Genomic DNA, 13,707 nt, shown 5'->3' on the forward strand with positions numbered 1-13,707 from the left:
CCGGGTGCGCGTTTTCATTACGAAGACAGGAAATGTTAGCTTTTTACACTCTCACGTGCTTCAGAAAATGAGTTTCTCAGTGTGCCGATCCCCTCAATGCTGCATTCAATGACGGATCCCGCTTTAACAAATTCTGCTCCGACCGGACTGCCGGTCAAAATCACATCCCCCTCATTAAGCGTCATGACATTTGAGAGGTACGAAATCATTCTTTTTATAGGAATGATCATTAAATCCAGCGGGCTATCCTGCTTCAATTCCCCGTTCAGCCTGGCTTGTACATTCACAGTAAACGGATCGAGTTCCGTTTCAATCACAGGGCCAAGAGGTGTAAAAGTATCAAACGATTTCCCGATCGTCCAGTGACCATCCCCATGGAAAAAAGCAGGCGCTGTCACATCATTTCCGACTGTATAGCCGAAAACATGGTCGAGTACTTCATCTTCTGACAGATTCTTTGCTTCTTTTCCAATAACAACGGCAAGTTCAGATTCAAACTTCACTTCCTCTGTGCCGGCCGGAATCACAATTTTTTCATCGGGACCGATGACAGATGAAACCGGCTTGAAAAAGAAGACGGGAATGTCAGGGAGTACTTCAGGCAGATCCCGCTGATCGGCAACGAAATTCGCACCGATGCCGATGATTTGGTTTGGTCGAAGCGGTGCAAGCAGCTGTACTTCTGATACATTCAAAACACGCCCAGTATACTCCCACTCTGAAAATAGGTTCCCGTTTATTTCTTTTATTTCTGAATCCAGCAAAACTCCTTGGCAAACATCGGAGTCAGCCGTATAACGGACAAATTTCATGATGATGCTCCTTTCTGTGAGAGAAGCGGGACAGATGCTGCCCCGCTTCAATGATTAGTTTTTAACAGCAAATTTCGCTTTTGCTTCAAGACGGCGGCGGTGAAGAATCGGTTCTGTATAGCCATTCGGCTGATCATATCCTTCAAACACAAGGTCACAGGCGGCCTGGAAGGCAACAGAGTTCCGGTAATCCGGAGCCATCGGCATATACAGCGGATCACCCGCGTTTTGTTTGTCAACAACTTTTGCCATGCGCTCAAGCGTTTCCTGCACCTGCTCTTTTGAACAAATTCCGTGGTGCAGCCAGTTGGCAAGATGCTGGCTTGAAATCCGCAATGTTGCCCGGTCCTCCATTAATCCAACATTGTAGTAATCAGGCACTTTTGAACAGCCGACTCCCTGCTCTACCCAGCGCACAACATAGCCCAGAATTCCCTGTGCATTATTGTCGAGCTCCTGCTGGATCTGCTCTTTGCTCCAGTCAGCCTGTTCGGCGACAGGAACTCTCAGAATATCATCACGCAGATCCTTTGCTTCTGCCTTCATCTGATCTTGCACGTCGGTCACATTTACCTGGTGGTAATGAAGGGCATGCAGAGTGGCGGCAGTCGGTGAAGGAACCCATGCAGTATTGGCTCCTGCTTTCAGATGGCCGATTTTCTGGTCCAGCATATCTTTCATCAGATCAGGCATTGCCCACATGCCTTTCCCGATTTGTGCCCTTCCCTGAAAACCGCTCTCAAGTCCTGTGAAAACATTCGACTTTTCATAGCCGGTCAGCCAGACGGAAGACTTCATTTCATTTTTAGGAATCATTGCGCCTGCTTCCATCGATGTATGGATCTCGTCGCCCGTGCGGTCAAGGAATCCTGTATTAATGAAGGCAATGCGGTCCTTCACCTCGCGGATGGCCGCCTTAAGGTTAAGCGAGGTGCGTCTTTCTTCGTCCATCACGCCAATTTTAAGCGTATGGCGCTCCATTCCAAGAAGATCTTCGGTACGGTTAAACAGCTCGTTTGCAAACGCCACTTCTTTTGACCCGTGCATTTTCGGCTTTACGATATAAACAGACCCTTTTGAGGAGTTTTGGTAGTTTCCGGTTCCTAAAAGTGAATGCTTTGCAAGCAGACCTGTCATCACACAGTCAAGAATTCCTTCCTGAATTTCATTCCCGCCGGCGTCCAGGATTGCATTATTCGTCATGAGGTGTCCGACGTTTCGAACAAACATAAGTGATCTGCCAGGCAAAGTGAATTCTTCCCCGGTGACAGATGAATACGTGCGGTCAGGATTCAGGGTGCGCGTCATCGTTTTGCTGCCCTTTTTAAAGCTGGCAGAAAGATTGCCGGTCATCAGTCCGTGCCAGTTGCGGTAAACAAGGACTTTATCTTCTGCGTCAACTGCCGTGACGGAATCCTCGCAGTCCATAATCGTTGTGAGAGCAGCCTCAAGAAGAATATCTTTTACGCCAGCCATATCCGTTTTACCGATGGAATGGCTTCTGTCAATCTGGATTTCAAAATGCAGACCGTTATTTTTTAACAGAACAGCAGACGGTGAATCGGCATTCCCCTGATAGCCTGCAAGTTTTTCAGAATCAGCGAGCGACGTTTTTGTTCCATTGCTTAATGTGACCAGCAGCTTGCCGTCTGAAATGGCGTATTCCGCTGCGTCTCTATGGGAGCCGTCTGCAAGTGGCACGGTTTCATCAAGGAAATTCCGGCCGAACTCAATCACTTTTTCGCCGCGAACGGGATTATAGCCGCCTTCTTTGTGTGCGCCGCCTTCTTCGCTGATGGCATCTGTTCCGTAAAGAGCATCATACAGGCTTCCCCAGCGGGCATTTGCCGCATTAATGGCATACCTAGCGTTGTTTACAGGAACGACCAGCTGCGGCCCAGCCTGTGAAGCAATTTCATCATCCACATTTTCAGTAGCAATCTTAAAATCAGGTGCTTCAGGTTCCAGATAGCCGATCTCATGCAAAAACGCTTTATATGTCTCAAAGTCAGCTTCTTTGCCGTTTTCTCTGTGCCAGGCATTGATTTTGTGCTGAATCTCATCACGGACTTTAAGAAGCTCGCGGTTTTTCGGAGTCAGCTCATCGATGATGTCTTCAAAGCCTTTCCAAAACGCCTCTTCTTCCACTCCTGTCTGAGGAAGTGCTTCTTTTTGAATGAATTCATACAACACCTCAGCGACCTTTAAATTCCCCTTTTGAACGTACCCTTTCATGATTTCTCCTCCTTTGATATCCAGTTCATTGTTTCGTATTGCGCAACGATGTTTTCTATTATGCTAAAAAAAGCATAGCATGATTAGGACAGCGCTTTCAATAGTTGTTAGAACATTCTGTTAAATAATCGGTTTGCCTTTCTATTAAACTCCTGCTGTTTTCATCTCTTTCATCTCTTTTTTCACTTCCGCACACCTGCCCGGGCTCGGGAAAAGCTTTCCTGCATTTAAGAGATTCTCAGGATTAAAGACGGCACGGATGTCTGTCTGGGCGGCAATTTCTTCTTCTGTAAAAACAAACCTCATTTCCTCCCGCTTTTCGATGCCGACCCCATGCTCTCCTGTGATGGTCCCCCCTGCATCAGCACAAACCTGCAGACAGGCGCTTCCCGCTTCAAGCGCAAGCTCTGTCTGGCCCGGAATTCTAGAATCAAACAAAACCAGGGGATGAAGGTTGCCGTCTCCCGCATGAAAGATATTGGCGATCCTCAGACCGGAATCCCGGCTGATAGCATTAATCTTTTCCAGAACTTCGGGTAATTTGCTTCTCGGGATGACGCCATCCTGAACAAGATAATCCGGTGAGATCGCCCCCATTGCCCCAAACCCTGTCTTCCGGTTTGCCCACCAGCGTGCGCGCTCGGCTTCACTTTGTGCGGCCTTGACCTCGCGTACGTTCCACTTTGTGCATACGGCCAGAATTTGCGCAATCTGATCTTCAATTCCGGCAGATATACCGTCTACTTCTATTAATAATACCGTTTCAATATCTTTCGGGTGGCCTACTGGAAACGCAGCCGCCTCTACCCCTTCAATCGCTGTTTTGTCCATCATTTCAAGTGCTGCCGGCACGATGCCTGCGGAAATAATATCTGAAACGGCAGCGCTTCCGTCTTCCACCCTATCAAAATAGGCAAGAACCGTTTGTTTGGCTTCAGGATTTTTCAGAATTCTGACCGTTATTTTTGTCACAATTCCAAGCGTCCCTTCTGAGCCTGTCAGCAAACCTAGCAGGTCATAACCCGGCGTATCAGGAATACCGTTATTCCCAATCTCCGTAATGTCACCGTTTGGAAGGACCACTTGGAGGCCGAGGATGTGATTCGTTGTTACCCCGTACTTCAGGCAGTGGGCACCTCCGGCATTCTCCGCTACATTGCCGCCAATCGTGCAGCAGTACTGGCTGGATGGATCCGGTGCATAGTAGTAGCCTTTATCTGCAATTGAGTTTGTCAGTTTGAGATTTACAAAGCCCGGTTCAACGACTGCTCTTCTGTTTTCAAGATCAACGCTGATCAGCTTTTTCATTTTCACAAGGCTGATGATCACTTCGCCGTTAATCGGAATGGCGCCTCCGCTGAGACCTGTGCCCGCGCCTCTTGCTAAAAACGGAAGGTTGTTCATGGAGCAGTATTTGACAACAGCCGCAACTTCCTCCGTATTTTTTGGAAAGACAACCGCTTTCGGCAGATGCTTGTGGATTGTAAATCCGTCGCAGTCATAGGCAATCAAATCTTCCTTCTGATAGAGAATATTGCCGGGGCCAGAGACAAGAGCAGCGAGGCTGACAATGTGCTTGTCCTTTGTCCTGATTTTTTTGACGGCCATTGTTTATTCCCCCTCGAGTTTTTCTTTTTGATACGCCCAGTCAAGAAGCTGCACGGTGTGTACGACCTTTTGGCTTCTTCCGTATTTCTGAACACCCATTGCCATTTGCAGCATGCAGCCCGGGTTGCCCATAGAAATCATTTCAACATCTTCAGGTACATGCTCCATTTTGCTTTCAAGGACCGCACCTGCCATTTCAGGGTTTGTTATATTATAGATTCCGGCACTCCCGCAGCATCTGTCGGCATTCGGCATGTGGACCATCTCTACCCCAGGGATGTTTATAAGCAAGTCGCGCGGCTCTTCGCGCACTCCTTGTCCGTGAGCCAGGTGGCATGCATCGTGATACGTAATTCTCGTATTCAGCTCTGCTTTCGGCTTTTCATACCCCGAATCATGCAGGTATTTCGAAACATCCACTACTTTTTCAGCAAAAGCTTCTGCTTTCTCATGCCATTCTGTGTCTACTTCCCTGAAAAGCTCCCCGTATTCCTTCAGCATGCAGCCGCAGCCTGCGGCATTCACAACAACGGTGTCGGCATCTTTAAACGCTTCAATGTTCTGTTTGGCAAGCTTTCTGCCCGTGTCCCTGTCGCCCGCATGCACATGAAGGGCTCCGCAGCACGTCTGATTCTGAGGAATCGCCACATTGTTTCCGTTTCGGGTTAACACATTAACCGTTGATTGATTGATGTCTCCAAACATCACGTCCATGACACAGCCTGTCAGAAGGGCGACATCAGCTTTTGGGGTTCCTTCAGCTTGGACAACCGGCTGTTTTTTATATTTCGACCGGACCGGCTGTTTGATTTCGGGCATGATCGCTTCCATTTCGGCAAGATGTTTTGGCATGACGTTCAGCATGCCCGTCTTCCGGACCGCTTTTTGCAGGCCGCTTTTCTGGTAAAACTTCAGAAGGCTGCCGACAGCATTAAGCCTGTTTTGGTGAGGGAACAGGCCTTTTAAGAAGAATTGGCTTACTGCTCCTTTTGCACCTGTAAGCGGCATCGCCTGGCGAATCTGTCCTCTTGCTTCTTCAATGAGACCGCCGACATCCACGTCTGCCGGACAGGCAGTTGTGCATGCCCGGCAGTCAAGGCACGCAAACACCGGATCCATAAACTGTTCATTGACTTCAAGCTTGCCGTCTGCCACTGATTTAATAAGGTGTACCCTGCCCCGCGGCGAGTGCTGCTCCTGGCCGGTAATTTCATAAGTAGGACATGATTCAAGACACATTCCGCAGTGCACGCAGTCTGCCCACTTGCTCTCATCCGGATGATCTTTCCATAGGTAGTTGCTGAGACTGGCATCTGCACATGAAGGAGCGCCCTGCTTCAGATCGCTTTCTCTAATACTCACGTCAGATTCCTCCCAAATAGCGTTTGTCGTTTAAAACTGAATGAGGATCAACCGCTTTTTTAATGCCTTCGATGAGGAAAAAATAATCCGGCTTGCTGCCCCATACTTCTGTTTTGTGGCGCATAGCATAAGGCAAATGGGTAAAGATGGCATAGCCTCCGAGTTCCTCTGCACCAGCTCTGATCGCTTCAATGGACGCAAGCACATCCTGGCTGCTTCCTCTCAGATGAACTTTTGATAATCCGTGGCCAAGACCTCCATGCGCTTCAGGTGAAGTTCCGTCTGCTTTCCCGCAGATGGCCATCAGGTTAAAAACATCCATGTTTTTAAGACCGACCTTAAGAGAGGCTTCTGTTACCGAACCCGGTTTGCTCGAATAGGCATTGGGCGCGGACGTACAGAAGCGTTCCCAAAATTTCACTGCTTCAACTTCAGGAAGTACGGACACCTGCACATGCTCTGGAACCATGTTTTTAAGAACACGTTCCTGATAACGGACAGAAGGCTCGAAATCTTCAAAACTGATGGCAAGTGTGTACGTTTTCAGACCTGTCAGCCGTTTGGATATTGCCGGATTCATTAATTCCAGTGCAACAGGCTCAAGCGCTGAATCGAGCAGCTGCACGGAAAACTGTTTCATGGCGTCTTTCATCTCCTCAGGATAAGAAAGGAGGACAAGGCTCTGACAGGCTGGCAAAGGCCTGAGTTTTAATGTTACCTCTGTTAAAACACCAAGAGTTCCCATTGATCCTACGAACAGCTTGTTCATGTCATATCCTGCCACGTTTTTTACGACCCTTCCTCCAGAGCGGATGACTCTGCCGTCAGGATAGATGATGCGCAGCCCGATGACAGAATCACGTGCCGACCCGTATCCGAGTCTTTTGGGACCGCTTTCATTTACGGCGACAATTCCGCCGATCGTTGCCTGTTCCGGCCAGGATGGGTCAAGTGACACCATCTGTCCGAATTGTGCCAGAAAACGTTGCAGCTCTTTAAACGGCGTTCCCGCTCTGACTGTCACGGTCATATCTCCCGGTGTATGTTCTGTTATCCCCTTGTATTTAGATAAAGAGAGCTGTATGTCTGCCGAATCTGACAGTCCCCCAAATCCTCTCTTTGTTCCCCCGCCGATAATGGAGATCTTTTTTCCATGGTTACTTGCAAAACGGACGACTTCTGAAATTTCTTCCTCTGTTGTCGGGAAAACGGTGATGTCGCCGTTATTTCCAAGCAAGTGGTTCCATTCTGTTTTATGAAGCACTTTTTCATCTGGCAAGATGGCCGTTAAGTCTGCCGGCATGAACCTTCCTCCTTCGTTAAATAAGTAATTGCAGCAAACAGGAACGGAATAAGGTTATTCTGCTGTCAGTCTAGGAAGAATGGTTCTGGTGCAGACTCTTGTGAAGGATGGATTCTACGAATGTTAAATGTTCCAGCATGCAGGCTTTTGCCTGACTGGAGTGCCCTGAAGAAATGCTCTCGAAGATTTGCTCGTGGTGTTTGGAAATCGTTTTGACGGTTTCCGGGCTGCTCTGTATAAACCGGTGGAAATCAATCATTGAGTGTTTAATCGTTTCAGAAATGAATGTAACGAACTGCATCAGAAGCGGATTGCCCGTCGCTTTTGCAATCGCCGAATGGAAACGGTAATCGTCTTCCCAAGGGGAATCTCCTTGAGATTTCAATATATGCTTCATTTCAGCAAGGTCACGTTCGCTCCTGCTGCCAGCGGCCATCTCAGCCATTCCTGTCTCCACGATTTTTCGCACTTGGAAAAGCTCAGTCACCTTTTTGGGGTCGGAAAAATAGAGATTCTGATTAAAGATCCTGGAAGAATCAAAAGGGGTTACATAAGTGCCTTCCCCTTGCTTGACAGTAACTAAACCCTTTCCTTTCAGGACTGTAATGGCGTCACGGACTGCAGAGCGCCCAACGCCGAACTGGTCGCACAGCTCTCTGACAGAAGGAAGCTTCTCTCCGGGAGTTATCGCTCCTGATGCAATCATCTCTTCCAGCTGCTCGCTCACCGTTTCAGAAACCTTCTTTGTGACAATTTTTTCAATATGCACGTTTCGCCCCTCCTTCCTTTTCGGATATCACATATCAGACAAGTTATAAATCTATTAAAACACGCCATTCGACAAACTTCAATTATTTTTTGAATTTACTGAAAAAACAGCCCTAAGGCTGTTTTCAGAAATCTTGAAGAACGATTTTTCCAATTGTCTTTCCGGACTCAATCTTTTTATGGGCTTTTTTCAGGTTATCAGCATTAATAGGGCTTAATGTTTCGTTCACTGTTGTTTTTAATGCCCCTTCCTCAATCAGTTTGCTGATTCTGTTCAAGAGGACCTGCTGCTGATCCATATCTTCTGTTTCAAACATCGCTCTTGTGAACATAAACTCCCATACAAATGCAGCACTCTTGTTTTTAAGAAGATTCAAGTCAAGAGGCTCTTTATTTTCCACAATGGAGCAGACCGTTCCCTGGGGCTTAATGATTTCACTCATTCCTTCCCAGTGCAAGTCTGTATTGTTCAGGCAGAAAATATAGTCAGGATCAGCGATGCTGAGATCCTCAATCTGCTTTTTCATCGGACGATGGTGATTAATGACAGCATCTGCCCCAAGTTCCTTTACCCACTTCACGGTTTCATCGCGTGATGCGGTTGCAATGACATAAAGCCCTGCCCATTTGGCCAGCTGAACAGCTATTGAGCCGACACCGCCTGCACCGCCGATAATCAGCACGGATTTCTGCTGATTTCTGCTGCGGTCATCCGGATCTATGCCCATTCTGTCAAAAAGGCCTTCATAGGCTGTAATCGCAGTTAAAGGAAGAGCTGCCGCTTCCGGAAACGAAAGATTAGCGGGCTTTCTGCCAGTTATCCGTTCATCAACAAGCTGAAATTCACTGTAAGATCCCTGCCTCGTAATGCTTCCTGCATAATACACTTCATCTCCGGGTTTAAAATCCGTGCAGTCCGGACCGCATTCGACGACGATTCCGCTCGCATCCCATCCAAGAATTTTAGCCGCTTCTTCTTCCTGCTCCTTTGGCGCACGGACCTTAGTATCAACCGGGTTAACAGAAATAGCTTTTACCTCCACAAGCAAATCTCTGCCCTGCGGCTTTGGCTTTTCCATTTCCAGATCAATCAGGCTATCCTCATGTTCAATCGGCAAATACTTATACAAACCTACTGCTTTCATGCCCCTCACTCCTTTGCATCATTTAAGATTAAGTATGCTTGCCTTGAAAAAAATTATCAAATGATACGGTTTGTGAAGAGTTGTGGGATAGTGCCTTTAGGAACAGAAATGTCAGGTTTGATGGTTCTTTTCTTCTTGATAAGTGCCATCAAGAAGTAAGATTCCAGTTTTGATGGTTCCTTTCTGCTGGATAAGTGCCATCAAGAACAGTGATTCCAGTTTTGATGGTTCTAAACTGCTGGATAAGTGCCACCAAGAACGCAGATTCCAGTTTTGATGGTTCCTTTCTGCTGGATAAGTGCCATCAAGAACAGTGATTCCAGTTTTGATGGTTCTAAACTGCTGGATAAGTGCCACCAAGAACGCAGATTCCAGTTTTGATGGTTCCTTTCTGCTGGATAAGTGCCATCAAGAACAGTGATTCCAGTTTTGATGGTTCTAAACTGCTGGATAAGTGCCACCAAGAAAGCAGATTACAGTTTTGATGGTTCCTTTCTGCTGGATAAGTGCCATCAAGAACAGTGATCCCAGTTTTGATGGTTCCATTCCGCTTGATAAGTGCCATCAAGAACGGAGATTCTACTTTTGGTGTACCTAAACCGCCTCTTATCATCATCAAGAACACATCAAAAAACACCCCTCCGCATCGTGAGGGGTGCACCATATTAAGCAAAAACCGGAACCTTAATCTCCACTTCCCGCCCTTCTTCAGAGGAGCGCAGAATGCCGTCGATAATCGCCTGGTTAATTAAAATTTCCTCTGCAGGGATCGGGGCAGGACGCTGCTCAATAATTGCTCCTACAAAGTCTCTTACTTTTTCATGGAAAATATCAATCTTGTGGTCGATAACCGGGATTGTCGTCTCAGCATGCTGGCCGGCTATATCATGGAACATGGAAATGCTCCCTATTCCGCCGTCCCACACACCGCTCCACGGTCCCGTACCTGCAGGCGTAAGTTTGAGTCCAGCATCTTTGCCGAGAAACAGCGTCGGACCGAGTGAATCCATATGCATCGCCCAGGAAATTTTAAAATTCAGCACTTTTCCGCCTTCAAGTCTGACCATCGCGACACCAAAATCTTCTACTTCAAATCGATCTGCTTCATGATGATAAAGAGGATTTGTTCCGAAATGATTTGATGTGTAGGCTGAAACGGTCAGCGGCTTTGGATAATTCAGTGCATGCAAGGCAAGATCGAGTGAATAGCAGCCGATATCAGCCATGGCTCCTGCACCGGCAAGATCTTTGTTTATAAAGGTACCTCCAGGCATGCCTCTTCTTCTTCCGCCGCCAGTCTGTATATAGTAGACATCTCCGAGCTGCCCTGATTGAATGATCTCTTTAATATTTTTCATATTCGGATCATAGCGCGGCTGAAAGCCAACCGATAGCATTTTCCCCGTACGGCGTGCTGTTTCAACCATGTCAATCGATTGCTGGAGAGTGACTGCTAAAGGTTTTTCCACTAAAACATGTTTGCCGGCAATCAGCGAATCAATGCTAGTTCGGTGATGTGTGACGTTCGGTGTGCAGACACTTACACCATCAAGATCAAGCTCCAAAAGATCCAGGTGATTGTCAAACGCTTGAGCACCTTCAATTCCAAGCATCTGAATAAATTCCTGGGCTTTTCCGGGAACAACATCAGCCACTGCTGCAATGGTTACATCTTTCATTTGCTGATAAGCTTTTGCGTGCAGGACGGCAATTCCCCCGCTTCCGATTATTCCAATTTTAATGGTTGACATTAGCGATTCCCCCCGTTTTTTCTTCTTGAAAAATTGTTTTTAAATAGTCTATGGCTGTTTTGATTCCCTCTTGTTCTTTTGCGAGCGACCCCCAGTAGTTGTGATCCTCGAGCTCTATGCTGACAGGACCCGTGTATCCAAGCTGTTCAAGTTGGGCAGCTGTTTTTTTCCAGTCAACTTCCCCTTCGCCTGGAATTGTGTATCGCCATGGCCCTTCTGAAAAATCATATTTAGCGCCAAAAACGGAAGGCAAGTGGCCGGAATCGTATTGCTCCTGCTGGAGAAGCAATGTATCTTTTCCATGACAGTAAAGCACCTTCGAGCCGAACTCTTCCAGGAACTTCAAAGGGTCAATTCCGAGCCTGACCAAATGCGAAGGGTCATAATTAATGCCGAAATGGTTTGAAGGAATTTCCTTAAACATATATCTGAGAACCTCAGGAGTTGCTCCAAGTGTCGGGAAAAGCGGTGCAGGACCAGGCCATCCTTCAAGCGCGATGTATAAATCGTGTTCCTCCGCGAGACTTACGACTTCAGGAAATGTCTGTTTCCAAATCTCAAGCGAGCGGCTGACAGGCTGGAGACTGTCTTCAGGGACGAGACACATAAATATGACTTTTCCGCCTAATGTAGAGATTTCCTGAAATTGATTCTTCAAGGCAATTACAGCTTGAGCGCGTTTTTCTTCATCTTCACTGAGCAAGGCTGTACCGCCTACTGCTCCTCTTCCATCAATGGAGCCTGCCTCAAGACCATGATCAGACAGAATGGTCTGGACATCTTCATCTAAATAAGGCAGATCAAGAACGCCGATTCCGTTTTCTTTTGCCCATTTCGCTGTGTACTCCAGTCCTTTTGTCCCGAAATGCGGAGGAATTCTCATGCCGATTTTATTCTTCATCATACTTCACCATTCCTTTATATTTGTGTTTTATCCTTTAATTCCGCTGAAGGTAATTCCTTTAATAAACGTTTTTTGCAGGAAGAAAAACAGCAGGATAATCGGCAGCGTCATGAGTGTCGATACAGCCATCATCAATCCCCACTCTGTTCCCCGCTGGCTTTGGAATTGCTGCAGACCAAGCGACAGAGTATAGGAAGCTTCATCTGTCAAATACAGAAGCGGACCGAGGAAATCTGTCCAGCTGCCCATGAACTGAAACAATCCGACTGCGAGAACCGCAGGTTTTGCAAGAGGCAGCATAATCTGCCAGTAGATTCTGAACTCGCCTGCACCGTCAATTCTTGCTGCGTCCATAAGCGTATCAGGAAGACCGAGAAAGAACTGCCTGAGGAGGAATATGTAAAAAGGTACCCCGAAAAAGACCGGAACGATTAAAGGAAGCGGGCTCCCCACCCATCCAAGCTTTTCAAATAGGATAAACAAAGGGATCATAGTCACCTGACCAGGAATCATCATCACCGCAATCGTGATAATAAACAGCACATTGCTGCCTTTAAACTTAAGCTTTGCAAATCCATAAGCAACAAGCGGACACGTAATCACTGCCCCGATCGTGCTGAACACTGTGATGACCACCGTATTTTTCAAATAAGTAAAAAACGGAATATATTCAATTGCATCCGCATAGTTGCTCCATTTAAGCGGCGATGGCAGCCATTCAGGAGGGAACGTGAAAATCTGCGTCTGATCTTTGAGAGAGGTCGACAGCATCCAGATGAACGGCACCAGGAAAAAGACAGACATGATAATCAGCACGGTATGCGCAAAAATACTTTTTGACGTTTTTTTCTTCATTTCATTCCCTCCTTATTTGCCCTGATAGTGAACCCAGCGTTTTGAGGTGGAAAAAATAACAGCTGTCAGAAGCATGATGATGGCAAACAAGATCCATGCCATGGCAGATGCATAGCCCATTTTGAAAAATTTAAACCCGTTGTCATAGAGATACATCACATAGAAGGTCAGCGAATTTGCAGGAGTTCCCTGCCCCCCGGTAAGGGCGTAAGGCAAAGCGAATTGCTGGAACGCACCGATGACACCCATCACAAGGTTAAAAAAGATAACAGGCGTCAAAAGCGGAAGCGTGATATGCACCGTTTTTTGAAACCAGTTTGCACCGTCCACTTCTGCTGCATCATAATAGTCTTCTGAAATATCTGTCAGCCCTGCAAGATAAATGACAACTGCCTGACCGATTCCCCATAATGACATGATTACGATGGAAGGTTTTGACCACGTTTCGCTTCCGAGCCATGCGGGTCCTTGAATGCCAAAAAGGTCAAGCATTCCGTTGACAAGTCCAAACTGCGGATTAAGCAGCCACATCCATAGAACAGCAAGCGCTACTTGAGGCACTAGAGTCGGGAGGAAAAAAATCGTTCTGTATACGGTCATGCCTCTGATCTTCAAATTCAGAACCATGGCAAGACAGACCCCGAAAATAATGCTTAACGGAACATATAAAGCGGCGAAATAAATCGTATTGGCTACAGATTTCCAAAATAAATCATCATTCATCAAATCCCTGTAATTCTGAAGGCCGACGAACTCGCCGGGCTGAAGAATGCTGTAAGTCGTAAAACTGAAATAGATGGAAGACAGTAAAGGAAAAGCGTAAAAAATAATAAGACCAAAAAGCCACGGGGTGACAAAGAGCCAGCCGTACAAGGATGTTTTGTTTCTCCATTTTTTCTTTTTTACAGCTGCTGCCTTATTAGCGGTAACCGATGTGCTCAGTTCGGGCTGCTGCATTCTTACT

General features: G+C 46.8%; 13 protein-coding genes. All 13 read right to left on the reverse strand.

Annotated features, from left to right (window positions below; translation table 11 throughout):
• Positions 1–35: 35 nt before the first annotated feature.
• Entirely contained in the window at positions 36–812 is a 777-nt protein-coding gene (locus ACK1LH_RS10465) for a fumarylacetoacetate hydrolase family protein (protein WP_411332939.1), read from the reverse strand.
• A 54-nt stretch (positions 813–866) separates the two neighbouring features.
• Positions 867–3,047, reverse strand: a complete 2,181-nt coding sequence (locus ACK1LH_RS10470) for a malate synthase G (protein ID WP_282033879.1) — start codon at positions 3,045–3,047, stop codon at positions 867–869.
• Positions 3,048–3,191: 144 nt separating this feature from the next.
• Positions 3,192–4,655 (reverse strand): FAD-binding oxidoreductase, encoded by a 1,464-nt coding sequence (locus ACK1LH_RS10475; protein ID WP_411332940.1) that lies wholly within the window; start codon positions 4,653–4,655, stop codon positions 3,192–3,194.
• Positions 4,656–4,658: 3 nt separating this feature from the next.
• Positions 4,659–6,017, reverse strand: coding sequence for a (Fe-S)-binding protein (locus ACK1LH_RS10480; protein WP_282033880.1), 1,359 nt, complete (start codon positions 6,015–6,017; stop codon positions 4,659–4,661).
• A 1-nt stretch (position 6,018) separates the two neighbouring features.
• Positions 6,019–7,320, reverse strand: a complete 1,302-nt coding sequence (locus ACK1LH_RS10485) for an FAD-binding oxidoreductase (protein WP_411332941.1) — start codon at positions 7,318–7,320, stop codon at positions 6,019–6,021.
• A 70-nt stretch (positions 7,321–7,390) separates the two neighbouring features.
• The gene (locus ACK1LH_RS10490; RefSeq protein WP_411332942.1) at positions 7,391–8,089 is read right to left on the reverse strand and encodes a FadR/GntR family transcriptional regulator; all 699 of its coding nucleotides are present in this window, start codon (positions 8,087–8,089) and stop codon (positions 7,391–7,393) included.
• A gap of 124 nt (positions 8,090–8,213) precedes the next feature.
• A complete protein-coding gene (locus tag ACK1LH_RS10495; RefSeq protein ID WP_411332943.1) occupies positions 8,214–9,233 on the reverse strand; it encodes a zinc-binding alcohol dehydrogenase family protein in 1,020 nt (339 codons plus the stop codon).
• A gap of 111 nt (positions 9,234–9,344) precedes the next feature.
• Positions 9,345–9,593, reverse strand: a complete 249-nt coding sequence (locus tag ACK1LH_RS10500) for a hypothetical protein (RefSeq protein ID WP_411332944.1) — start codon at positions 9,591–9,593, stop codon at positions 9,345–9,347.
• Positions 9,568–9,870 (reverse strand): hypothetical protein, encoded by a 303-nt coding sequence (locus tag ACK1LH_RS10505; protein WP_411332945.1) that lies wholly within the window; start codon positions 9,868–9,870, stop codon positions 9,568–9,570. The genes ACK1LH_RS10500 and ACK1LH_RS10505 overlap by 26 nt, the downstream gene beginning before the upstream one ends.
• 28 nt (positions 9,871–9,898) lie before the next feature.
• The gene (locus ACK1LH_RS10510) at positions 9,899–10,984 is read right to left on the reverse strand and encodes a Gfo/Idh/MocA family protein (RefSeq protein WP_411332947.1); all 1,086 of its coding nucleotides are present in this window, start codon (positions 10,982–10,984) and stop codon (positions 9,899–9,901) included.
• A complete protein-coding gene (locus ACK1LH_RS10515; protein ID WP_411332949.1) occupies positions 10,971–11,888 on the reverse strand; it encodes a sugar phosphate isomerase/epimerase family protein in 918 nt (305 codons plus the stop codon). The genes ACK1LH_RS10510 and ACK1LH_RS10515 overlap by 14 nt, the downstream gene beginning before the upstream one ends.
• 27 nt (positions 11,889–11,915) lie before the next feature.
• Entirely contained in the window at positions 11,916–12,743 is an 828-nt protein-coding gene (locus ACK1LH_RS10520) for a carbohydrate ABC transporter permease (protein ID WP_320154445.1), read from the reverse strand.
• Between the two features lie 12 nt (positions 12,744–12,755).
• Complete coding sequence (locus ACK1LH_RS10525) at positions 12,756–13,700, reverse strand: carbohydrate ABC transporter permease (protein WP_029280940.1); 945 nt, start codon at positions 13,698–13,700, stop codon at positions 12,756–12,758.
• Positions 13,701–13,707 lie beyond the last annotated feature (7 nt).

Origin of the sequence: Metabacillus indicus (assembly GCF_046603695.1) — a bacterium.
Classification (GTDB): domain Bacteria; phylum Bacillota; class Bacilli; order Bacillales; family Bacillaceae; genus Bacillus_P; species Bacillus_P indicus.